This window comes from Amycolatopsis lexingtonensis, from assembly GCF_014873755.1.
Lineage (GTDB): Bacteria > Actinomycetota > Actinomycetes > Mycobacteriales > Pseudonocardiaceae > Amycolatopsis > Amycolatopsis lexingtonensis.
In genome coordinates this window covers 691021-712295 of the sequence record NZ_JADBEG010000001.1, presented here as the reverse complement: position 1 = coordinate 712295, position 21275 = coordinate 691021, and the positions used below count along the sequence as shown (strand labels likewise).

22 protein-coding genes are annotated in these 21275 nt (G+C 72.3%); 10 read left to right on the top strand and 12 right to left on the bottom strand.

The window, feature by feature from the left end; all coding sequences use genetic code 11:
• Window positions 1–11 precede the first annotated feature (11 nt).
• The 3 genes from H4696_RS03310 (at window position 12) to H4696_RS03300 (ending at window position 3066) form a co-directional block, all read left to right on the top strand.
• Entirely contained in the window at window positions 12–485 is a 474-nt protein-coding gene (locus tag H4696_RS03310; RefSeq protein WP_086865003.1) for a universal stress protein, read from the top strand.
• A gap of 71 nt (window positions 486–556) precedes the next feature.
• Complete coding sequence (locus tag H4696_RS03305; RefSeq protein ID WP_086865004.1) at window positions 557–1816, top strand: cation:proton antiporter domain-containing protein; 1260 nt, start codon at window positions 557–559, stop codon at window positions 1814–1816.
• A gap of 41 nt (window positions 1817–1857) precedes the next feature.
• Entirely contained in the window at window positions 1858–3066 is a 1209-nt protein-coding gene (locus H4696_RS03300) for an MFS transporter (protein ID WP_086865009.1), read from the top strand.
• Here the strand turns inward: H4696_RS03300 and H4696_RS03295 are convergent.
• The 4 genes from H4696_RS03295 to H4696_RS03280 form a co-directional block, all read right to left on the bottom strand.
• A complete protein-coding gene (locus H4696_RS03295; protein WP_086865005.1) occupies window positions 3063–3800 on the bottom strand; it encodes a hypothetical protein in 738 nt (245 codons plus the stop codon). The two genes, H4696_RS03300 and H4696_RS03295, sit on opposite strands and share 4 nt — an antisense overlap.
• Before the next feature lie 107 nt (window positions 3801–3907).
• Window positions 3908–4798, bottom strand: coding sequence for an ROK family protein (locus tag H4696_RS03290; RefSeq protein WP_086857229.1), 891 nt, complete (start codon window positions 4796–4798; stop codon window positions 3908–3910).
• Window positions 4795–7599, bottom strand: a complete 2805-nt coding sequence (locus H4696_RS03285; protein ID WP_086857230.1) for a glycosyl hydrolase 2 galactose-binding domain-containing protein — start codon at window positions 7597–7599, stop codon at window positions 4795–4797. Before H4696_RS03285 ends, H4696_RS03290 begins: the two co-directional genes overlap by 4 nt.
• Window positions 7596–9023 (bottom strand): APC family permease, encoded by a 1428-nt coding sequence (locus H4696_RS03280; protein WP_086857231.1) that lies wholly within the window; start codon window positions 9021–9023, stop codon window positions 7596–7598. The genes H4696_RS03285 and H4696_RS03280 overlap by 4 nt, the downstream gene beginning before the upstream one ends.
• 138 nt (window positions 9024–9161) lie before the next feature.
• On the opposite strand from H4696_RS03280, the gene H4696_RS03275 reads away from it, so the two are divergent.
• Window positions 9162–10334: an ROK family transcriptional regulator gene (locus H4696_RS03275; RefSeq protein ID WP_169734857.1), complete on the top strand. Its 1173-nt coding sequence runs from the start codon at window positions 9162–9164 to the stop codon at window positions 10332–10334.
• 161 nt (window positions 10335–10495) lie between these two features.
• Here the strand turns inward: H4696_RS03275 and H4696_RS03270 are convergent, their stop codons facing one another.
• A complete protein-coding gene (locus H4696_RS03270; RefSeq protein WP_086857233.1) occupies window positions 10496–10726 on the bottom strand; it encodes a hypothetical protein in 231 nt (76 codons plus the stop codon).
• A 147-nt stretch (window positions 10727–10873) separates the two neighbouring features.
• Between H4696_RS03270 and H4696_RS03265 the strand changes: the two genes are divergently transcribed.
• From H4696_RS03265 to H4696_RS03250, 4 genes are all read left to right on the top strand, one after another.
• A complete protein-coding gene (locus H4696_RS03265; RefSeq protein WP_086857234.1) occupies window positions 10874–11698 on the top strand; it encodes a class I SAM-dependent methyltransferase in 825 nt (274 codons plus the stop codon).
• Between the two features lie 53 nt (window positions 11699–11751).
• Complete coding sequence (locus H4696_RS03260; RefSeq protein WP_192782035.1) at window positions 11752–13239, top strand: MFS transporter; 1488 nt, start codon at window positions 11752–11754, stop codon at window positions 13237–13239.
• A gap of 2 nt (window positions 13240–13241) precedes the next feature.
• Entirely contained in the window at window positions 13242–13799 is a 558-nt protein-coding gene (locus tag H4696_RS03255; protein WP_086865244.1) for a TetR/AcrR family transcriptional regulator, read from the top strand.
• Between the two features lie 149 nt (window positions 13800–13948).
• Entirely contained in the window at window positions 13949–14503 is a 555-nt protein-coding gene (locus H4696_RS03250; protein WP_086865245.1) for a snapalysin family zinc-dependent metalloprotease, read from the top strand.
• Between the two features lie 22 nt (window positions 14504–14525).
• Here H4696_RS03250 and mftD read toward each other — a convergent pair whose 3' ends face one another.
• Genes mftD through mftA form a run of 7 tightly spaced genes read right to left on the bottom strand, consistent with a single transcriptional unit; the run spans window position 14526 to window position 20098 of the window.
• A complete protein-coding gene (gene mftD, locus H4696_RS03245) occupies window positions 14526–15719 on the bottom strand; it encodes a pre-mycofactocin synthase MftD (RefSeq protein WP_086865246.1) in 1194 nt (397 codons plus the stop codon).
• Window positions 15716–17125, bottom strand: coding sequence for a mycofactocin biosynthesis glycosyltransferase MftF (mftF, locus tag H4696_RS03240; RefSeq protein ID WP_086865247.1), 1410 nt, complete (start codon window positions 17123–17125; stop codon window positions 15716–15718). Before mftF ends, mftD begins: the two co-directional genes overlap by 4 nt.
• Window positions 17122–17904 (bottom strand): mycofactocin-coupled SDR family oxidoreductase, encoded by a 783-nt coding sequence (locus H4696_RS03235; protein ID WP_192782034.1) that lies wholly within the window; start codon window positions 17902–17904, stop codon window positions 17122–17124. The genes mftF and H4696_RS03235 overlap by 4 nt, the downstream gene beginning before the upstream one ends.
• Complete coding sequence (gene mftE / locus H4696_RS03230; RefSeq protein ID WP_225955578.1) at window positions 17901–18584, bottom strand: mycofactocin biosynthesis peptidyl-dipeptidase MftE; 684 nt, start codon at window positions 18582–18584, stop codon at window positions 17901–17903. The genes H4696_RS03235 and mftE overlap by 4 nt, the downstream gene beginning before the upstream one ends.
• Window positions 18584–19726, bottom strand: coding sequence for a mycofactocin radical SAM maturase (gene mftC, locus H4696_RS03225; RefSeq protein ID WP_086865321.1), 1143 nt, complete (start codon window positions 19724–19726; stop codon window positions 18584–18586). Before mftC ends, mftE begins: the two co-directional genes overlap by 1 nt.
• The gene (mftB, locus tag H4696_RS03220) at window positions 19726–20007 is read right to left on the bottom strand and encodes a mycofactocin biosynthesis chaperone MftB (protein ID WP_086865320.1); all 282 of its coding nucleotides are present in this window, start codon (window positions 20005–20007) and stop codon (window positions 19726–19728) included. The genes mftC and mftB overlap by 1 nt, the downstream gene beginning before the upstream one ends.
• Window positions 19997–20098 carry a mycofactocin precursor MftA gene (mftA, locus tag H4696_RS03215; RefSeq protein ID WP_125307730.1) on the bottom strand — a complete coding sequence of 34 codons (102 nt, stop codon included), beginning with the start codon at window positions 20096–20098 and terminating at the stop codon, window positions 19997–19999. The genes mftB and mftA overlap by 11 nt, the downstream gene beginning before the upstream one ends.
• Window positions 20099–20207: 109 nt before the next feature.
• Here mftA and mftR point away from each other — a divergent pair, with 109 nt between their 5' ends.
• Window positions 20208–20828, top strand: a complete 621-nt coding sequence (gene mftR / locus H4696_RS03210; RefSeq protein ID WP_086865318.1) for a mycofactocin system transcriptional regulator — start codon at window positions 20208–20210, stop codon at window positions 20826–20828.
• 286 nt (window positions 20829–21114) lie between these two features.
• Window positions 21115–21273, top strand: a complete 159-nt coding sequence (locus tag H4696_RS03205; protein ID WP_158104448.1) for a hypothetical protein — start codon at window positions 21115–21117, stop codon at window positions 21271–21273.
• Window positions 21274–21275 lie beyond the last annotated feature (2 nt).

Below are 21275 nucleotides of genomic sequence, written 5' to 3'. Positions count from 1 at the left end.
GGGCGGACCCGATGGAGGGGGCGTTCCAGTCCACTGTGGAGCACTTCGGCCCGCGCCGCGACCCGGCGGCGCGGGCCATCCTGGCCGGGGTGGACGGCACCGACACCGCCATGCGGGCGGCGGCGTTCGCGTTCGGCATGGCGCGGCGCCAAGGCAGCCGGCTGGTCGTCGCCTTCGTCGCCGCCCACGCTCCCCTGCTGCCGCTGCGGCCGGCCGTCGCGACGCTGATCGACCACGACACGGCCACCCACCTCTCGGCGGAGCTGCGCGGCCAGATGCGCGAAGCGGCCGAGGAGCTGGGGGTGCCGGTCACGTTCGTGACGTCGTTCGGCGACCCGTACGCGACGCTCCGGGACACGGCGGATCGCTGCCACGCCGACACGGTGGTGGTCGGCGCGTCCCAGAAGGCCGGGCACCGGTTCGCGGGTTCGGTCGCGACGAAGCTCATCCGGGCGGGTCACTGGCCGGTCCTCGTGGTCCCGTGAGCCACGTCTCCCTCCACATCGGACGGTAGGCTCGGCGGCGACCCGAAGCCGAGACCGAGCCGTGGAGCCCGATGTTCATCCCCGCACTCCTGGTGCTTTCGGCCGCCTTCCTACTCCGCTCGCTGCTCGCGGCGCGGCTGGACCGGTGGAACATCGCCGCCCCGGTGCTCATGGTGGTGTGCGGGGCCGCGGCCGCGCTGACCGTGGCGCCGGACACGGTCCTCGAGGTGTTCAACACCGAGATCGCCCAGCACGTCGCCGAGCTCATCCTCGCGATGCTGCTGTTCGTCGACGCCACCGAGGTCCGCGGCGGACGGCTGTGGGGCCGCTCCCCCGGCCTCGTCGCGCGCGTCCTGCTCATCGCCATGCCGCTGAGCATCGCGCTGGCGGTGCTGCTCGGGGCCGTGCTTCTGCCGGACCTGTCGTGGCCGCTGCTCCTGCTGATCGCGTGCATCGTGATCCCGAGCGACTTCGCCGCGGCCGAGCGCGTGGTCCGCGACCGCAACCTGCCGGCCCCGGTGCGCGGCGTGCTCAACATCGAAAGCGGCTACAACGACGGGCTGGTCTCGCCGGTGTTCCTGTTCGCGCTGATCCTGGCGCGGACGGACAACCAGCAGAACACCGCGGAGGACGCGCTGGCCACGGCGCTGCCGTTCGCGATCAAGGCGGTCGTCATGGGCGCCGCCACCGGCGCGTTGATCGGGCTCCTGCTGTTCCTGGCCGCCCATGCGGGCTGGACGTCCGCGCACGGCCGCCGGGTCGCGGTGCTGACGACCCCGCTGCTGGCCTACGCGGCGACCGTCGCCATCGACGGCAACGGCTTCGTGGCGTCGTTCGTCTGCGGCATCGCGTTCCGGTACGTCTTCCGCGGCAGCGCCGCCTCCTACATCCGCAAGGTCCCGGGGCGGGCCCGCGACATCCTGACCGACCCCACGGCGGAGCTGCAGCTGCTGGAGGAGGTCACCGGCCTGCTGACCATGGGCATGTGGTTCGTGGTCGGCGCGATCAGCGTGCTGGTCGTCCGGTTCGGGCTGAGCTGGCAGGTCGTCGTGTTCTGCCTCGCCGCGCTCACCGTCCTGCGCATCGGCCCGGTCGTGCTGTCTCTGCTCCGCACGGACCTGTCGGGCCGCGACCGGTTCCTGATCGGCGCGCTCGGCCCCCGCGGGACGACGTCGATCGTCTTCGGGCTGCTCGCGCTCAACGGTCTCGCCACGGGTGAGGAGGACATCGTGCTGACGATCACCGTGGTCTGCGTCCTGGGCAGCGTGGTGCTGCACGGGATCGGGTCGGCGCCGCTGGCGAACCGCCTCGGGCGCCGGCGTCAACCGTAATTCGCTTGGGTCGCGGGCCCGTCTTCGGCAGGGTGGTGATCATGGCGAGCAGATGGGCCCGGTTGCAGGCCGTAGCGGTGTCCGGTTCGTCCGCCGAAGGGCTGATGCTGGCCGCGCTGCCGCTGCTCGCCGTGTCCGTCACGACCGACCCGCGGGAGATCTCGCTGGTCAACGTCGCCGGGCAGGCGCCGTGGCTGCTGCTGTCGCTGTTCGCCGGGGTGCTCATCGACCGCGTGCGGCGGACCGCCGTGCTCGCCTGGGCCTACGCCGTGCAGGTCGGGGCCGCGCTCGTGCTCGGGGCCGTCGCGTCGGCGGGGGTGCTGAGCCTGCCCGTGCTGCTGGTCGTCGCCTTCGTCGTCACCTCGGCGCAGGTGCTCGGGGACGGCGCGAGCGGGGCGCTGGTGCCCGAACTCGTCGAACCGGACCGCCTGGCCCACGCCAACGCGCGGCTGACGGTGATCGACCGGGGCGTGGTGCAGTTCGTCGTGCCGCCGCTGACCGGCTTCCTCGTCGCCGTGTCCACCGGAGCGCCCGCCTGGCTGGCGGCCGCGTTCGCGCTGCTGGCGCTGCTGCTGACCCGGCGCATCCCGTCGACGTCCGTGGTCGCCGCGCGCACCCACCCGCTGCGGGACCTCTCGGCCGGGCTCACCCACCTGGTGCGGACGCCGCTGCTGCGGTCGATCACGCTGAACGTCGCGCTGGGGTCGTTCGCCGCCAGCGCCGGCAACTCGATGTTCGTGCTGTACGCGACGCAGATCCTGCACGTCGGCTCGGTCGGCTACGGCCTGCTGCTGGCCTGCCTCGCCGTCGGCTGGGTGGTGTCGTCGTTCGTGGTCCAGCGGATCGTCGACCGCCTCGGCTACTCGTGGTCGATGCGGCTGGCGCAGAGCCTGGGCGCGGTGGCCCCGCTGCTGCTGGCCGTGCTGCCACCGTGGCCGCCGCTGATCGGCGTGGTGCTGGTGTTCCTGACCTCGACGGTGCTGGTCTGGAACGTCTGTTCGCAGTCCAGCCGCCAGCGCTTCACTCCGGCCCCGCTGCTGGGCCGGGTGCTGACCAGCCACCGGGCGCTGGCCTGGGGGCTGACGCCGCTGGGCGCGCTGACCGGCGGGCTGGTCGCGGCGCACTGGAGTCTGCGGGGCGTCTGGGTGGTGGTGGCCGCGGTGCAGGCGCTGAGCGCGGTCCTGGTGTGGTTCCAGCTTTCGCCGGCGGCGTTCCGGCGGACCGAGGAACTGGCGGCGGCCGGAGCCTAGGCCGGGCGGGCGAGCAGTACCGCCCAGTGGCCGCGCAGCCGGGCCGCCGCCGAGAACGCGGCGAGCGAGGCGAGCGCGAAGACGGCCGCGACCCCGAGGAAACTTCCCTGCCACGCCAGTTCGGGGTACTTCGCGATCGGCGCGCCGCCGAACCAGACGTCGAGGACCAGCTCGATGAAGACCACGAACACGGTGGTCACCACCAGCACGATCATGGGCAGGTTCGCGACCCACACGCCGAGGTTGCCGATCCACGCCGGCCGCGCCACCGTGAGGGCGAGCAGGACCAGCAGCAGCGGCACGTAGATCGAGCTGAAGAAGCTGTAGCCCAGCCAGTCGATCCGGTAGAAGAGCCCGTGCGGCGGCAGGCTGAGGAAGTTGTGCTGCGGGTCCGGGAATTCGGCGGGAGCCTTGTAGTAGGCGTAGTAGAGGATGTTGCCCATCACGACGGCGGCGAACGCCCACGCCGCTTCCAGGACGAGCACCAGCGCGGTCACCCCGAGCGCGGCGCCCAGCCGTCCGCGCGGTGTGCCGGTGATCCGGCCGCCGATCTCCTTCGCCGCACGGGCCGCCTTGATCGTCTTCTTGCCGACGTCCAGCCACGACGTGACGAAACCGTGCAAGAGGAACAGGGTCAGCACGATGCCGGGGAAGAGCGACCAGCCGAGCACCATCTCGATCAGGTCGTCCGGCCCCTTGAGGTACTGCTCGATGAAGTCGTTGATCGCGTCCATGGTTCCCCTCGGGCTTTCCTGCCCGGGAAGGTCGCGGAGACGCGAGCCGCCGTTACGTGATGCCGGGTGGCGCGCCGGGTCGGGGCACCGGCGCGTCACCCGGACGGCTACTCGCCCAGTGCCAGTGCCACCGCGCCCAGCAACGACGCGTCCTGGTCGAACCGGGCCGATACCAGCTCCGGCGGGAACGGGACCGCGTGCGCCAGCCGGTCCGCCAGTGCCGGCAGCAGGACGTCCGCCGAGCGGACCAACCCTCCGCCGACCGCGATGCGCTGGGGGTCCAGGAAGATCGCCAGGTTGGCCACGTGCATCGACAGCTCGTCGAGCGCCGCCGTCACCAGTTCCTTGGCCTCGACGTTCTCCTTGGCCAGTGCGAACAGTTCGCCGGCGGTGACCGGGCGGCCGAGCAAGTCGCTTGCCCGGCCGCCCAGCCCACGTCCACCGACGGCTTCCTCGAGCGGCGCCGCTCCGCTCGCGAAGCCCTCGGTGTCCTGCGGCGAGAGCAGGTTGTACCCGATCTCGCCCGCAGCTCCGTTGGCGCCGGTCAGCACCCGGCCGCCGACCAGCACCGCTGCCGCGATGCCCGTGCCCAGGGACAGGAACACCGCCGGGTCGGCGCCGGCCAGCGCGCCCCAGCGCCATTCCGCCAGTGCCGCCGCCTTCGCGTCCGTGCCCACCGAGATCGGCACGTCCGGGAACTCCGCGGCCACCAGCTCCGCCAGGCGCAGCTGCTCCCAGCCCGGCACGTTCGGCGCGAGCAGGATCCGGTCCGGCAGCACGATCCCCGGGCTGACGACGCCGATGGCGGCCGGCGCGGCCCCCGACTCGGCCAGGAGCGACCGGGCCGCGGCGAGCGCACGCACCACCACCTGCTCGGCCCCCGCCTGCGCGTCGGTGTCCAGCCGGCGCGTGGCCAGCAGGGTGCCGTCGCGGCCGGCGAGCCCCAGCGCCACCTTCGTGCCGCCGAAGTCGATGCCGAGAATCCGGTCCTCGCTCACGCGCCGCTCCCCCGCACCACGATCCGGCCCGTGTTCAGCCCGTCGACGCTGATCACCGGCGCCGCGCCCCGCAGGTCGGACGCCCGGTACGTCACCGTCAGCGTCTGCGACTGGCCCGGCCACAGCGTGATGTCGTTGTCGTCCCAGGTCGCGTTCGCGAGCTGGTTGTCCCCCGCAGCCTCACGGCCGTCCGGCGTCCCGCGGCGGACGTCGGCCCGCAGGAAGAACGCCGCGCCCGGCGTCTTCGCCGTGTTGGTCACCGTCACCGTGGTGACGAGGTCGCCGCCGCTCCGCCGCGTCGACGCCACCGCGCCGACCTGCGACTTCGGCAGGTTCTGCAGCGCCTGCAGGTTGCCGTACTGCGACAGCGTCGCCTGCGGGTTGCCCAGCGTCTTGCCCCAGTCGACGACGTCCTTCTGCGTCGAGAGCCAGTAGACGTTCCGGTCCACGACCTTCCCGCCCTGCTTGACCTGCAGCTCGACGAAGTAGACCTGCGCCTTCGCCGGCGCCTTCGTCTCGGCGGGCACCTTCGGCTTCAGCACCCCGGTGCGCACTCCCTGTGAGGCGAGCGAAATCCCGGAAGCGGTCTGGTCGTCGAGGACCTTGCCCGCGGTGTCGAGCACGCGGGCTTGCACCGAAAGCCCGGACTGCGTGGCCGCGCCGAGGTTGTCGAGCGTCACGGACCCGTTGTCGTAGCCGTAGAGCGCGTGCAGCGGCTTGTTCGCCTTCTTGGCGCCGAAGAACGCGCCCGCCTGGTCGCCGTCGTCGTTGTAGAGCGACCACAGCAGCGTCGGCCAGCCCTTGTTCAGCTGCCAGTAGACGACGCCGGTCGACGGGCTGTCCTTGTCCTTCGAGTGGTGCAGGAACGCCTCGAACTGCGAACGGGTGTTTTCGTAGTTCGCGATGTTCGCCAGGTCCACATAGGACTCCAGCGAGTTCCACTTGCCGTACCGCCGCTGGATCGACTGGTCGAGCGTGTACAACGTGCCGAACGCGTAACCACCGTGTCCCGGCTCGAAGTTCGCGTGGTACTGGTTGTACGCCGGGTCCTGCCAGAGCTTCGCCTGCTCGGCGGGCGAGAGGAACCGCTTGATCGAGTCGAGCGTCGGCACGGTGTGCCCGGCGCTCTGCTCGCTCGCGAAGCCCCACGCGCCACCGGCGTTCGTGCGGGAGGAATCCTCGGCGTCGAAGTGCGAGCTGTCGTACCAGTAGGACGGCGGGACCCAGTCGTACGGTCCCTCCTTCTCCCCGGACTGGCCCAGCGTCGGCGTGCTCTTGTACTCCGCCGAAGCGATCACCGGGACCTGGAAGTCGGCTTCCTTGAACGCCTTCAGCGTCTCGGACTCCTGGCGCGGCACCGGCTCGTTGTCGCTCCAGCCGTAGTTGAAGACGCTCGGGTGGTTCCGTTCCATTTGCGCGATGGTGTACGCGGAGTCGTGCATGATCCGGTAGTCGCGCTCGGTCAGCTTCGAGGCGTCCTCGGGCTGCCACGCGTCGCAGCAGAGGAACCCGCCGATGACCAACAGCCCGGCGCGGTCGGCCTGGTCGTAGAAGTCCTGCGGCATGTCGTGGCCTTCGAGCCGGACGCCGGACAGGCCCAGGTTCTTGATCAGCGCGATCTGGTGCGCGGTGTCGGCGGAGTCGTAGCGCAGGAACAGGTCCGGCGCGAACCCGCCGCCGCGGAACACGAAGTCCTTGCCGTTGATCGTGAACTGCCGTGCGCCCTCGGGCAGCGCCGCGGACTTCCCGACCAGCCGCGAAGTCACCGTGCGGATGCCGAAGGTGCTCTTCGACGACGTCGAGAGCACGCCGTCCTGCGAGACCGCGGTGGTCAGCGTGTACAGCGGCTGGTCACCCATCGAGTACGGCCACCAGACCCGCGGGTGCGCGATCTTCACCGGCGCGAACGCGACCGTCCGCTTGGTGTTCGCCGGGATCGTCACGCGCTGCCCGACGACGATCGGCTCGCCCGACGGCGGGGTGATCGTCGCGGCGACGTCACCGGTCTGCGGCGCGGCCGTGTCGTTGGTGACGTCCACCTTCACCGTCAGCGAAGAGCTGGACAGGTCGGGCGCGTTGTCCTGCACCACGTGGGCGTTGTCGCCGGTGAGCGCGTCGGACACCTGCAGTGTCGGCGGGAACTGGATGCCGGTGTTGTTGTCCGGCGGGATCTGGCCCCAGTCGACCTGGTCGAGGGTGTACATCTTCAGCGGGTCGTTCGGGTAGACCTTGATCGCCAGGGTGTTCTTGCCCGGCTTCACCAGCTTCGAGACGTCGAAGGTGTGACCGGCGAACGCGCCGCTCACGACGTCCTTGGTGGCGACCAGCTTCCCGTTCACCCAGACGTCGCCCTCGCCGACGATGCCCGGGATGGTCAGCTTCGCGTGCTGGCCGGGCCGGATGTCCGGGGTGAAGTCGGTGCGGTACCACCACGGGTCCGAGAACGGCTTCGTGACGACGGGGCCGAGCTTGTCGACGTACCCGAAGCACTTGCGCAGGTTGTCGGAGAAGAAGACGTCCGGGCACTGGCCGTTCTGGACGAGCGCGGCGATCTCGGTGCCGGGCGCGCCGGCGTCGTCCGGCTTCACCGGCAGCCAGCCGCGGGTGGCGTACCCCGGGGTGGAGACCTTTTCGCCGCCGTCCTTGACCTTCGCGGTCGTGAGGACCTGCCAGCCCCGCGTGCCGATGGTGGTCTGCCCGTGCGGCTTCGCGAAGTCCGGCTGCGCGGACGCCGGCGCGGCCACGCTCAGCACGCCGGGCACGAGGAGCAGCGCGGCGAGGGCCGCGAGCTTCCGGGTCATGCCTGAGCCCCTTCCGGTTCGGTGGCGAACGCTTCCTTGATTTCCTTGGGGCCGAACGGCCACGTGTTCTCGGCCTTGGCGTAGGCGAGGTACGCGAGCGCGCCAAGGGCGATCCAGCCCAGCGACAGCCCGATGGACAGCGGCGTCGCGGAGACGTAGATGTAGACCCAGCCGACCAGCGCGAGCAGCGTCGGCACCGGGTACAGCCACTGCCGGTAGGGCCGCTTGAGGTCCGGCTGGCGGCGGCGCAGCGTCCAGATGGCCGCGACCTGCGCCAGGGACTGGATGATGACCAGGGTGGCGACGGCGGCGTTGATGACGTCGGTCAGCGTGAACAGCGAGCCGATGATCGTGATGGCGCCCATGGTGAGCACGCCCGCGGTCGGCAGGTTCAGCTTCGGGTGCAGCTTGCCGAACATCGGCAGGAACACCTTGTCGCGCGCGGCTTCGAACGGCACGCGCGAGCCGCCGAGCAGGCCGGCGAACACCGAGCCGATGGCCGCGACGACGATGAGGACGGTGACGATCTTGGCCGTCACGGTGCCCCACGCCTGTTCGAGCACGGTGGAGGCGACCGAGGTGGCGGTCTTCAGCTCCTCGAGCGGCACCGAGCCGAGGACGCCCACCTGCAGCAGGAAGTACAGGCTCATGATGCCGACGATGGAGAAGAGGATCGACCGCGGGAGCGTCCGGCCCGGGGCGCGGACCTCGCCGCCGAGGTAGGCGGTGGTGTTGTAGCCGAGGTAGTCGTAGATGGCGATGATCAGGCCGGCGCCGAGGCCGCCCCAGAAGGTGCCCTCGCCGGCCGAGCTGAACGCGCCCGGGGTGAAGGCGAACGCCTGCGCGCCGCTGAAGTGCGTGAACGCGGCGACGACGGTGGTGAGCACCGCGACCAGCATGACCACGAACAGCACCGTCGTGAGTTTGCCGATCTGGCCGATCTTGCGGAACAGCGCGGCGACGATGACGAGCGTGATGCCGACGCCGATGATCTTGCCGAGCGGGGTCGTGCCCGCGTCGCCGGTGACGCCGGGGATCAGGTAGCCGAGGTACTGGACGAGGCCGATGATGCCGGTCGACATGATCAGCGGGATGAACAGCACCGCGCTCCACACGAACAGGAACGGCATCAGCCGGCCGGTGCGGTACTGGAACGCTTCGCGCAGGTACAGGTAGGTGCCGCCGGCGCCGGGCATGGCGGCGCCGAGTTCGGCCCAGATGAGCCCGTCGGCCAGCGCGACGATCGCCCCGATGATCCAGCCGAACATCGCCTGCGGTCCGCCCATGGTGGCGACCATGGCGGGGATCGTGACGAACGGGCCGATGCCGCACATCTGGGTCATGTTGATCGCGGTGGCTTGCAGGGGGCCGATCTTGCGTTCCAGGGCCGGTTGCGGCGGCCCGGAACGGGTGGGTGAACTCACGGCGTGCCTCCGGCTAGTAGTTAGTAAAGTTTCTTAACATAGAACGAGCGGGGCCGGAAGAGTTCCGTGGATAAACTTGCGGCAACACAGGAGGACTGAGTGGGGCAAAACGGGCCGCAGGTGGGAACCCCGGCGAACATGCGGGCGCTCAACCAGCGCCTGGTCCTGGACCGGCTGCGCGGCCACGGCGAGGCGACGCGGCCGCAGATCGCGGCGGACACGGGACTTTCGAAACCCACGGTGGGACAGGCGCTGCTCGACCTCGAGCAGCACGGACTGGTCCGGACCACTGGGCGCAGCCTGTCCGGGCCGGGGCGCGCGGCCGTCGTCTACCAGGCCGCGCCGGACGCCGGGCACGTCGTCGGCGTCGACATCGGGCGGCGCGCGATCCGGATCGCCGTGGCCGACCTCGAAGGCAGCATCGTCACCCGGTTCGACGAGCCCAACCGGTGCCGCTCGGCGAGCGCGCTGGTGCGCACGGTGAGCGAATCAGTCGAACGCGCGGTGGCCGCGGCCGGGCTGCGGCCGCACGAAGTCGTGTCGACGGTCGTCGGCACCCCCGGCGTCCCCGACCCGGCGTCCGGCACCGTGCACCGCGCGCCCAACCTGCCGGGCTGGGAGCGGCGCGGGCTGCTGCACGAACTCGTCGCGGCACTGGCCGCCGCCGGCTCGGACGTGGTGGTGGAGAACGACGCGAACCTGTGCGCGGTCGGCGAGCACGCCCTCGGCGCGGCACTCGGCGTCGACGTGCTGGTGTGCCTGACCATCGGCACCGGCATCGGCATGGGCCTGCTGGTCGAGGGCAAGCTGTTCCGCGGCGCGCACGGCGCGGCGGGCGAGATCGCGGACCTGCCCTACGGCCCGCTGCCGGCGGGAGCGGCCGCCCGCCGCCCCGGCCCGGTCGAAACGGCGGCCGCGGGCCAGGCCGTCGTCGACGCGGCCCGGGCGCGGGGCCTGACGAAGGCGCGCACCGCGAAGGACGTGTTCCGGTTGGCCCGCGCGGGCGACGCGCGGGCGCTCGCCGTGGTTGAGGAGGAAGCGGAGAAGCTGGCGTACGTGGTCTCGGCGGTGACGGCGGTCCTGGACCCGCGCCTGATCGTGCTGGGCGGCGGTATCGGCGGCAACGCGGACCTCCTGGCCGAGCCGATGCGCCGCGCGCTGGCGGCGACGATCCCGGTGGTCCCGGAGATCGTGGCGGGCCAGCTGGGTGAGGACGCGGTCCTGGCGGGCGCGATCGCGACGGCGCTGGGCACGGCCCGCGAACTGGTCTTCGACCGCCGCGGCCTGCACCGGGCGGCCACCGGCGCCTGAGGAGGTACGGACGCCGCGGCACTGGGCACAGCCCGCCAACTGACCTTCGACCGCCGCGGCCTGCACCGGACGGCCACCGGCGCCCGAGCGGTCTTGAATGACTCATTCAGGTCTTCGGAGGTCCTGAATGACTCATTCAAGACACCGCCGGACCGGGTGCGCTAGTCCGAGGGGCCGCGCAGGGTGAGCACCACCCGCAGCACGTGCTCCACCGCCGTCCGGAAGGCCGTGCCGCGCAGCTCGCCGCGGTCGGCCAGGTTGCGGGACGCGAACTCCAGCTCGCGCTCCGGCCCGCCCCGGCGGACGACCAGCGCCGCGATCTCCTCCAGGTCGAGGTCCGGGTGGTCCAGCCGGGTCAGCGCGAACTCGATCATCAGCTCTTCGGCCGTCATCCCCGCTCCTCCCGGTGCCCCGCCAGGGCCGTCCGGCCCGATCCGGTCCTTTTCCGCACGGGACCGGCGAGGACCTTCGCCCCCAAACAACCGCCGTCGCTCCGTCGACATTCCCGGTGGCACAACCCCTACCGCGGATGGTGACACATGTTCAGCTTGGCGCCCAGCACGTCGACCGCGACCCGGCACGCGAAACGGATCGCCCGGCGGGCGGAAGACCTGGTCCAGCGGACGCTGACCGGCGTGGGAGCCCGGCAGTCCGAAGGCCGGATCTCGACCGACGCGCAGGCGTACTGGCGCGACCCGGCCGGCGACCGGTGGCGGGCGAATTCGCACTGGCGGGACGCGTCGGTGTTCCAGGACAACGACCTCTGGTCGCGCATCGGCCGCGAGCACCTCGAGCTGTTCGAGCGGGGTGCCGGGATGGCCGGGTTCACGCGGCCGTGGCACCGGATCGTCGACTGGGGCTGCGGCGGGGGCGCCAACGCGGTCAGCTTCGCCCCGCGCGCCCTGGAGTACTTCGGCGTCGACATCTCCGCCGACACGCTGGCCGAGTGCGGGCGCGAGGTCGCCGCCGTGTGCGACACGCCGTTCACGCCGGTCTCCATCGACGTCGAGGAGCCCGAAGCGGCACTGGCGAAGATCGGTGAGCCCTGCGACGTGTTCCTCAGCTTCTACGTCTTCGAGCTGATCCCGACGCCGGAGTACGGCGAACGCCTGCTGCGCATCGCGTCGCGGCTGCTGGCACCCGGCGGCCTGGCCCTCATCCAGATCAAGTACGACACCGGCAGCTGGTGGACCCGGCCGCGCCGCCGCGGCTACCGGTCCGGGCTCGCGGAGATGACGACCTACCCGATCGCGGACTTCTGGGAGCTGGCCACGCGGTGCGGCCTGACGCCCGCGGCCGTCCAGCTGGTGCCGCGCAACGACCTCGACAAGAACTACGCCTACTTCTTCCTGGCGAAGCCCTGAGCGGTGGCTGACGTCACCCGTTACTGTACCGTCCAGACGGTATAGTAACGGGTATGACCACGACCCGGGCACCGCTCCACCCGTCCCTCAGCCCCCGTCGCCGGTGGGCCGCGCTGGGCGTGCTCGTCGGCGCGGTGCTCCTGCTCGCGATCGACGGCACCGTGCTGTACCTCGCCGTGCCGTCGCTGACCCGCGAACTCGCGCCGAGCGCCACCGAAATCCTGTGGATCGGCGACGTCTACTCCCTGGCGCTGGCCGGTCTGCTCGTCACGGCGGGGAACCTCGCCGACCGCTTCGGCCGCAAGAAGGTGCTGCTCCTCGGCACGGCCGCGTTCGGCGCCGCCTCCGTCCTGGCCGCCTTCGCCCCGACCGCCGGCGTGCTCGTCGTCGCCCGGCTGCTGCTCGGCGTCGCGGGTGCGACGATCATGCCGTCGACGCTCTCGCTCATCCGCACCCTGTTCGCCGACCCGCGCGAGCGCACCCGCGCCATCGCGATCTGGTCGGCCGGGTCCGGCGGCGGCATCGCGCTCGGCCCGCTCCTCGGCGGCACCCTGCTGGAGCACTACTGGTGGGGCTCGGTGTTCCTGATCAACGTGCCGGTCGTCATCGCCTTCCTGATCGCGGGCGCGGTCCTGCTCCCCGAGTCGCGCGACCCGAACCCGGGCCGGTTCGACCTGCTCTCGGCGGCGCTGTCGATGGTGGCGATCGTCCCGCTCGTCTACGCGGTCAAGCACGCCGTCAGCGAAGGCGTCGACGCGCGGGTGGCCGTGGCCGCCGCGCTCGGTATCGCCGCCGGGGTGCTGTTCATCCGCCGTCAGCGGCGGACGGCCGGCCCGCTGATCGACGTCGACCTGTTCCGCAACGGCGCGTTCAGCGGCGCGGTGCTCGCGAACTTCATCGCGGTCTTCGCGCTGATGGGACTATTGTTCTTCTTCTCGCAGTACCTGCAGCTGGTGCGTGGTTTCTCGCCGCTGCGGGCGGGGCTCGCGGAGATGCCGGCGACGCTGGCCTCGATCGTCGTCGTGGCCGCGGTCGGCGTGGTCGTGCGGCGGCTCGGGCAGGGCCGGGCCGTCGCCGCGGGCCTGGCCGTCGCCGCGCTCGGGCTGGCGCTCGTCGCCGTCGCCGAAGAGGCGCCGCAGTACTGGTGGCTGGGCCTGACCCTGGTGCCGGTCGGCCTCGGCGTCGGGCTGGCGCTGACGCTCACCGTCGACTCGGTGCTCTCGGCCGTCCCGCGGGACAAGGCGGGCTCGGCGTCGGCGATCTCCGAGACGGCCTACGAACTCGGTGCGGCACTGGGCATCGCGCTCCTCGGCTCGCTGGTCACCGTGGTGTACCGCGCTTTCCTGCCCGCCGGCGCGCCCGGCGAGGTCCGGGAGTCCCTCGCTTCGGCCACGGCCGCGCTCGACCCGGCGTCGGACCTCGCGCAGGCGGCGCGGGACGCCTTCACCGGCGCCATGCAGGTCACGTCGCTGGCGGCGGCCGCCGTCACCGCCGTCGCCGCGCTGATCGCCTGGCGTACCATTCCGTCCGGAAAGGACTGAGCATGCCTCGCAAAGCCGGGCGCGGCCCGGGAGAAACCCGCCGGGCGCTGCTCGACGCGGCCGCGACCGCCATCCGCACGCGCGGGATCTCGGCGTCGCTCGACGACATCGCGCGGGAAGCCGGCGTGTCGAAAGGCGGGCTGCTGTACCACTTCCCGGCCAAGGACGCGCTGGTGCGCACGCTCGCCCAGGACATCCTCGACACCTTCCGCGCCGAGGTGCACGCGGCGCTCGACCCCACCGACACCGCGCCGGGGCGGCTCACCCGCGCCTACGTCCGGGCGTCGCTGGACACGTCCCAGGACGAGGTCGCCGTCCGGGAGAACATCGCGCTGATCGCCCAGCTGATCTCGATCCCGGAGATCGGCGCGATGGCGCGCGCGGACGCCGAGCGCTGGGACCGCGAGCTCCACGACGACGGGCTGCCCGCGTCCGTCGTCACCCTCGTGGTGGCCGCGGCCGACGGGGCGAGCACCGCGCCGCTGTGGGGCGTCGGCATCGACGTCGCCGCGGCACGGCAGCTGGAGCAGCAGTTGCTGGACCTGACCCGGGAGAGCTGACCGCGGCGGTGTCAACCCGTCGAAGGTGGTGGTAAATCACCACTTCCCGGCCCCTACGTTAGTCGGCTCCGGACCAAGGTGTCTTCCCGGTAAATTCTCGACAGCGCGCGCAAATCCGGCAAATCCCCGTCCCCACGAGGAGTTCTCCGATGTCGAGGAAGTTCGCCCTGGTCGGCGCAGCCGCACTCGCCCTGACCCTGACCCCGCTCGCCGCGGGGACCGCGTCGGCCGCCACCGAGCAGGAAGCCGCGGTCACCACGGTGTACTACAGCACCGCCAGCGCACCGACGTTCCGCTCGGTGATCAACGCCGGTGCCGCCAACTGGAACAACAGCGTCACCAACGTCAGACTGGTCGAGCGCAACTCCGGCGCGAGCCTGCGCTACACCGAGGGCAACGACCCCCGCGGGTCCTACGCCTCGACCAACGGGCACGGCAGCGGCACCATCTTCATCGACTACACCCAGGCCCGCCAGTACAACCCGACCCGCATCGCGGCCCACGAGACCGGCCACGCCCTCGGGCTGCCCGACCACTACTCGGGCCCGTGCTCGGAGCTGATGTCGGGTGGCGGCCCCGGCCCGTCCTGCACGAACGCGTTCCCGAACTCGACCGAGCGCAGCCGCGTGAACCAGCTGTGGGCCAACGGCCTGGTCGCGACGAACGCGCAGGAGCGGGTCTACGAAACCGTTTACGGCTACTGATCCCGCCGAGCGTGGCCCGGGCTCACGAGCCCGGGCCACGCTCGTGCGCGGCGCCGAGTTCGGCCGCGAAGCCGTCCGGCGCCAGCACGTCCTCCCGGGTGAGTTCGTGGACGCTCTTCTTGCCCAGCGCCAGCAGCGTCGAGTCGATCCCGTTGCGCAGCACGTCGAGGACGTTCTCCACCCCGGCCTGCCCGCCGGCCGCCAGGCCCCACAGGTACGCGCGGCCGATCAGGACCGCCTTGGCCCCGAGTGCCAGTGCTTTCACCACGTCGCTGCCGCGGCGGATGCCGCCGTCCAGCAGGACTTCGACCTCCGAGCCGACCGCGTCCGCGATCGCGGGCAGGGCCCGGATCGTGGCCGGAGTGCCGTCGAGGTTGTTGCCGCCGTGGTTGGACACCGAGAGCGCGCTGACGCCGGCGTCGACCGCGCGGCGGGCCTCGTCGACCCGGATCACGCCCTTGAGCAGGAACGGCCCGTCCCACTGCGCGCGCAGCCAGGCCACGTCTTCCCACGACGGCGGCGGCGTTTGCATCCACTGGCCGTACGCGCCGAAGAACGTCGGTGCTTCTTCGCCCGGTGACGCCATGTTCGGCACGCTCAAGTCGGGCAGCCGCCGCGTCTTGACGTAGTCCAGGAGCCAGCGCGGGCGGGTCAGCCCTTCCGGGGCGAAGCGCAGCAGTTCGCGCGGGGTCAGCCGCTCGGGGATGTGCGGGCTGCCCCAGTCGCGGCTGTGCGAGAACGACCAGTCGAGCGTGAGGATGATGCCGACGGCTCCGGCGGCGCGGGCGCGGTCGAGACGGCGGCGGATGTCGTCGCGCGTACCGGTCCAGTAGACCTGGAAGTACGTGTTCGGGTTCGCGGCGACCACGTCCTCGATCGGCTTGCTGCCGAAGGAGGACAGCCCGATCGACGTCCCGCGCGCGGCGGCCGCCCTGGCCACCGCGACTTCGCCGTCGGGGTGCACGGCCTGCACGCCGGTCGGGGAGATCAGCACCGGGAGGGCGACGTCGCGGCCGAGGACGTGCGTGCCCAGCTCCCGCTGCGCGTGGTGGCCCGCCGTGCGCGGCGCGAACCGCAGCTCGTCGAACGCGCCGAGGTTGTCGGCCAGCGTGAGGCCCTTCTCCGAACCGGCGATCAGGGCGGAGTAGACCGACGCGGGCAGCCGTTTCTTGGCGCGGCGCTGGGCTTCGGCGATGGATTCGAACCAGGTGCTCATCGGGTTCCCTTCGTGGTGAAGCGCAAGGGGCGGCGGACGAGAGCCGGGCGGACCGGCTCGAGGGTGCGGTGGGCCAGGCAGCCGGCCCAGACGCCGCCGCCGTACGCGACGTCGTCGGCGATCGCGGCCGCGGTGTAGCGGACCGGATCGAGTCCGGGTCTGTGCTTGGCCCACGCGGTCAGCGGCGGGCCGAGCAGCAGGGACGCGACGGCGGCGCGGCGGCGCCACCCCCGCGGGACCAGCAGGGCGGCGAGCAGCGGCGCGGCGAACTGGGTGCCGTAGCGGCCGCAGCCGAGCCACGTCTGGTGGACGGCGGTGGCCATCGCCCGCACGACGCCGTCGGCCGGGACGTCGTGGGCACGCAGGGTGCGGACCATGCCGCCCACCGCGCCGGCGAACCCGCCCGCGGCGAGCAGCGGACGGCCGGCCAGCAGCGCGCCGACGGTGAGGGTGGGCCACGGGTGCAGTGCCAGCGGCGCCAGCGCGCCCGGGTGCCGCTTCGCCAGCGGCGCGGCGGACGTGCCGTAGCGGGCGCGCCTGCCGAGCAGCGCGCGCCAGCTTTCCGGTTCGTGGTGGGCGACGGTGACGTCCGGGGCGTACCGGATCCGGTGCCCGGCCGTGTGCAGCCGCCAGACCAGGTCGACGTCCTCGCCGACGCGCAGCGCGGGATCGAAGGCGCCGACCTCGGTGAGTGCGCTCCGGCGGACGACGAGCGCGGCGGTCGGCACGTACGACGTCCGCGTGCCGGGCGCGACCCGCGCGGGCCGGTCCCCGAGGTCGAGGCTGGAGGCGGCCCGGGTGTACCGGCCGGCGGCGGTGTCCGGGGCGAGCGCGCGCACGCGGGGCGCGACCGCGGCGACGAGCGGGTCGGCGAAGTGGGCGGCCAGCGCGTCCGCCCAGCCGGGCGTGGGAACGCAGTCACTGTCCACAAAGGCCACCAGCCCGGTGGAAACGTGTTCCAGCGCGGTGTTTCGGGCCACGCCGGGGCCGCCGTTGACGTCCCGGCGCACGAGTTTCGCGCCGTGCGCGGCGGCCACCCCGGCGATGGCGGCGGGGTCTGCGGAGCCGTCGTCGACGACGAGGACCGGGTGCCGGTCGCCGAGCCCGGCGAGGCAGCGGGCCAGCGGCCCCGGCCGGCCGAGCACCGGGACGACGACGGTGAGGTCCGCGGGCCGGTCCGGTGCGGGCGGCACGGGGTGGGCGAGCCCGGCGTCGGTGAGGTGCCGGGCGAGCGCGCCGGTGGCCGCGGACGTGACGGGTGCGTCGGCGAGGTCCCGCAACGCGGCCTGCCCGGCGGCGGTCAGCCGCAGGACGCGGGCCGGGGAGCCGCCGAAGAGGAGGTCGGCGGTCAGCTGCTTGGTGTCGCGGTCGAGTTCGACGCGGAACCCGGGTGGCAGGGGCGTCACAGGGCCAGCCCTCCGTCCACGGGCACGACGGCGCCGGTCACGGCCCCGCTGTCCGGTCCGGCGAGGAACGCCAGCACGGCGGCGACTTCATCGGGGTCGAGCAGCCGGTGGACCGGCTGCTGCGCGGCGAAGGCGGCGGCGTCGGGCAGGGCGTAGAGCCGGGCGCTTTCGGCGAGGATGGGGGTGTCGGTCGAGCCCGGGCTGACGGCGTTGGCGGTCACGCCGGTCTCCCCCAGCTCGGCCCCGAGCGCCCGGACGAGCCCGGCCACCCCGGCTTTCGCGGCGCAGTAGGCGGCGAGCATCGGCAACCCCCGCGTGGCGGCGGCCGAAGCGACGGCGAGGAACCGGCCTGACCGGGGTTGCGGCCTTCGCAGCAGCGCGGGTATGGCGGCGCGGGCGAGGTGGACGACGCCGTGGAGGTCGACCTCCAGGACCGCCCGTTCTTGGTCTTCCGGCACCTCCCAGAGCGGCACGCCCCCGGCGACGACCCCTGCCGCGGCGATGGCGACGTCGAGGCCGCCCCAGCGCTGTTCGGCTTGTGCGACGGCGGCTTGCATTGCTGCGAGGTCCCGGACGTCGGCGATGAAGGGGGCGGTTTGCTCGCCCGCCTTTTCGACAACGGCGGCGAGTTCGGCTTCGGTGCCCAGGGGGTAGGGCAGGGCGGGATCATCGGCGGCCAGGTCGACGGCGAGGACGGCGTACCCTTGCTGCGCCAGGCGAAGGACGGTGGCGGCCCCGATCCCCCGCGCGGCACCGGTGACGAGCGCTGTCCGTGTCATCCCCGTCCCCATCCGTCCACATGCGACACCAGCGCCGCCGTCAGCTCGCCCAGCAACTCCGCGCCCTCGGCGGCGGTCGCCGATCTCGGGTCGCCGAGCACGCCGGTCGTCGTGACCGCGCGCACCCCGCCCTCCCGCAACAGCGGCAACAGTTCCCCGATCGGCCTCCGGTCCCCCGCCACCGCCCGCTCCATCCGGACACCTTCCGGCCGCATCGCCAGCTGCAGCGCCGTTTCCGCCCGGCCCGCGTGCGGCTCCCCCGGCCAGCTCGGCGAGAACACCGAAACGTCCCGCGACTCCGCCCGCAGCCGGGCCGCCGCGCGGGTCACCGGGCCCGTATTGCCGCCGTGGGCGGAGACGAACAGCACGCGCCCGAACGTCTCCGCCGCCGAGCGGCCCAGTTCCAGCAGCAAGAACTCCGTCGCCTCCTGGCCGATCGAAAGCGTCCCCGCGAACCCCGCGTGCTCGCCGCTCGAGCCGTACGGCACCGCCGGGGCCACCACGACTTGCGGGCGGGCCCCGGCCAGCCGGTCGCACAGCTCGAGGGCGATGTCGGTGTCGGTCGTCAGCGGGAGGTGCGGGCCGTGCTGCTCGGTCGCGCCGACCGGGACCGCCAGGATCGCTCCCGAGGCCGCGCGATCGGCGACGTCCGGCCAGGACAGGTCCGCGAGGCGCACCATCAGGCCAGCGGGTTTTCGTCGCAGGGGCGGCGCATCCCGATGGTGACCGGGACCGGGCGGCGCCGGTGGGAGTGGTCCAGCGACGGCTTCGGGACGCTGGTGACGCCCGCCAGCGCGAGTTCGCCGTGGCCGCGGACGCATTCCGGGTCCGGGCCGTCCAGCGGCAGCCCGGTGAAGAACTTGGCGGCCATGCAGCCGCCGCGGCAGGCGTCGAACGCCGAGCACGACGTGCACGCGCCCGCGCTTTGCGGGCTGCGCAGAGAAGTGAACAGCTCGGACTCGCGCCAGACGCGCGCGAAGCCGCCCTCGGACCGGGTGTTGCCGGCCAGGAAGGTGTCGTGGATGGCGAACGGGCACGCGTAGACGTCGCCGACCGGGTCGACCAGGCACACCACCCGCCCGGCGCCGCACAGGTTCAGGCCCGGCAGCCCGCCCCCGCCGTAGCCGGCCAGGTGGAAGAACGAGTCGCCGGTGAGGACGTTCTCGCCCTTCGCCACCAGCCAGTCGTAGAGTTCCCGCTGCTGGGCGGCGGTCGGGTGCAGCTCGTCCCAGGTGTCGGCGCCGCGGCCGGACGGGCGCAGCCGCGTGATCCGCAGCTGGGCGCCGTAGCGGTCGGCGATCGCCTTGAACGCGTCGAGCTGGCTCACGTTGTGGCGCGTCATCACCACGGAGATCTTGAAGTTCTCGAAACCGGCGTCCGCCAGGTTCCGCATGGCGCGGATCGCGGTGGCGTAGGAGCCGGGGCCGCGGACGTGGTCGTTGACCTCGGCGGTGGCGCCGTCCAGGGAGATCTGGACGTCGACGTAGTCGCTCGCGGCCAGCCGGCGCGCCACCTCCGGGGTGATCTTGACGCCGTTGGTGGAGAACTTGACGCCGACGTGGTGCTCGGTGGCGTAGTCGACGAGCTCCCAGAAGTCCGGGCGCACCGTCGGCTCGCCGCCGCCGATGTTGACGTAGAAGACCTGCATGCGCTCGAACTCGTCGATCAGCGCCTTGCACTCCGCTGTGGACAGTTCGCGCGGGTCCCGCCGTCCGGAGGAGGAAAGGCAGTGCACGCAGGAAAGGTTGCAGGCGTAGGTCAGTTCCCAGGTGAGGCAGATGGGCGCGTCGAGCCCGTACTGGAATTCGTCCACAAGGGACATCAGAGACTCCTCGGCTGGATCATCCGCGACTCGGCCAGTGCGGCCAGCGCGGCGCGGTAGCGCGGCAGCTCGGGCGCCCCCACCCCGGCACCGGCGCAGGCGGCGCGGGCGCTCGGCTGCGCGTCCAGGGACCGGACGACGGCCAGCAGGGCCGGGCTCTTCAGGAAGGACAGGCGACGCGTGCCGAAGTGGTACAGCAGCGCCCCGAACCGTTCCGGCCGGATCGCGACCCGGCTGTCGAGCCGCCAGGCCGCGTCCAGGTCGAACGGTTCAGTAGACACCGCACATCCCGTCGATCGAGACCTCCTCGACCAGCAGGTCTTCGGCGACCGGGGTCTCCTCGACGGGCTCTTCGGCGATCTTCTCGGTCATCGTGACTCCTTCGGCACGGGGACTTATTTTCGACACGCAGTGACGAATATCGAGCAGAGTAATGTCACGCAGTGTCGGAAACAACCCCCGGAAAGGGAACGGCACCCGGATGACCCAACGCACCCCCGCGGCCCGCCGCGGCAGGCCACCCGGCACGAGCGCCCGCGAACTGGAGGTCATCGCGCTGCGCCTGTTCACCGAGCGCGGCTTCCACGAGACGACGGTCGACGAGATCGCCGCGGCCGCGGGCGTCAGCCGGCGCACGTTCTTCCGCTACTACGACGCCAAGTCCGACGTCCTGTGGAACGAGTTCGACGCGGAGGTCGGCACGATCACCGAGCACCTCGCCGCCGCCGACGCCGGCCTGCCGGTCCTGGACGCGGTCCGCGAGGCGGTCATCGCCGCCAACCACTACCGCGCCGCGGACGTCCCGGAGCTCCGGATGCGGATGCACCTGCTCAGCTCGGTCCCGGAACTGGCGGCCAGCGCGACCCGCCACTACGACGCGTGGGAGCGAGCGGTCAGCGCGTACGTCGGCGCCCGCACCGGCCAGCCCCCGGACGCGCTGTACCCGCTGGCGGTGGGCCGCGCGGTGCTGGCGACCTGCCGCGCGGCGTACGAGCGCTGGTCGGCCCGGGCGGACGCGGATCTCACGGTGTACCTCGACGCGGCGCTGCGGGCGCTGGCGTGCGGGTTCGCCGAGCCGGCGGTCATCGAGCCCGGGGACTGACCGGGGCCGGTGAAAAATCAGCCCTCCGCCACCGGTAACGGTTCGGCCGGCACGGGCGACTTCGGGAATGATTGATTGCCCACCGACACTACTGCCCGTAACATATTAACCGCGATCTGCCACGACTGGATGCGGAAGGTGATCGCATGAATGCTTCGACACGAACAGCAGCGACATCAACCCCCGGTCGGCGTAATGTTGGTAGCGGAGAGTGTCTTTCGACCACTTCTCCAGACCCCTGTGGCATCCTCCGCGCAGAGGTCGTCCGATGCGAAGGGGTGACGCCATGAGCACAGACGCGGCGGCGCGTGAGCGGGAAACCCCCGCCGAACGCGGCGAGCCGGTCATCGGCCAATCCCCCAAGCGGAAAGTCGGCAACTCGGTCTACGTGTCCGTGCCCGGCCGGGTGCCGGTCATCAAGGCCAAGCGCGCCAAAAAGGACTGACC

Coding starts and splice junctions, on each gene's coding strand:
- H4696_RS03310 (WP_086865003.1), top strand. CDS start 12: ATGGAGGGGGCGTTCCAGTCCACTGTGGAGCACTTCGGCCCGCGCCGC.
- H4696_RS03305 (WP_086865004.1), top strand. CDS start 557: ATGTTCATCCCCGCACTCCTGGTGCTTTCGGCCGCCTTCCTACTCCGC.
- H4696_RS03300 (WP_086865009.1), top strand. CDS start 1,858: ATGGCGAGCAGATGGGCCCGGTTGCAGGCCGTAGCGGTGTCCGGTTCG.
- H4696_RS03295 (WP_086865005.1), bottom strand. CDS start 3,800: ATGGACGCGATCAACGACTTCATCGAGCAGTACCTCAAGGGGCCGGAC.
- H4696_RS03285 (WP_086857230.1), bottom strand. CDS start 7,599: ATGACCCGGAAGCTCGCGGCCCTCGCCGCGCTGCTCCTCGTGCCCGGC.
- H4696_RS03275 (WP_169734857.1), top strand. CDS start 9,162: ATGCGGGCGCTCAACCAGCGCCTGGTCCTGGACCGGCTGCGCGGCCAC.
- H4696_RS03270 (WP_086857233.1), bottom strand. CDS start 10,726: ATGACGGCCGAAGAGCTGATGATCGAGTTCGCGCTGACCCGGCTGGAC.
- H4696_RS03265 (WP_086857234.1), top strand. CDS start 10,874: ATGTTCAGCTTGGCGCCCAGCACGTCGACCGCGACCCGGCACGCGAAA.
- H4696_RS03260 (WP_192782035.1), top strand. CDS start 11,752: ATGACCACGACCCGGGCACCGCTCCACCCGTCCCTCAGCCCCCGTCGC.
- H4696_RS03255 (WP_086865244.1), top strand. CDS start 13,242: ATGCCTCGCAAAGCCGGGCGCGGCCCGGGAGAAACCCGCCGGGCGCTG.
- H4696_RS03250 (WP_086865245.1), top strand. CDS start 13,949: ATGTCGAGGAAGTTCGCCCTGGTCGGCGCAGCCGCACTCGCCCTGACC.
- mftD (WP_086865246.1), bottom strand. CDS start 15,719: ATGAGCACCTGGTTCGAATCCATCGCCGAAGCCCAGCGCCGCGCCAAG.
- H4696_RS03235 (WP_192782034.1), bottom strand. CDS start 17,904: ATGACACGGACAGCGCTCGTCACCGGTGCCGCGCGGGGGATCGGGGCC.
- mftE (WP_225955578.1), bottom strand. CDS start 18,584: ATGGTGCGCCTCGCGGACCTGTCCTGGCCGGACGTCGCCGATCGCGCG.
- mftC (WP_086865321.1), bottom strand. CDS start 19,726: ATGTCCCTTGTGGACGAATTCCAGTACGGGCTCGACGCGCCCATCTGC.
- mftA (WP_125307730.1), bottom strand. CDS start 20,098: ATGACCGAGAAGATCGCCGAAGAGCCCGTCGAGGAGACCCCGGTCGCC.
- mftR (WP_086865318.1), top strand. CDS start 20,208: ATGACCCAACGCACCCCCGCGGCCCGCCGCGGCAGGCCACCCGGCACG.
- H4696_RS03205 (WP_158104448.1), top strand. CDS start 21,115: ATGAGCACAGACGCGGCGGCGCGTGAGCGGGAAACCCCCGCCGAACGC.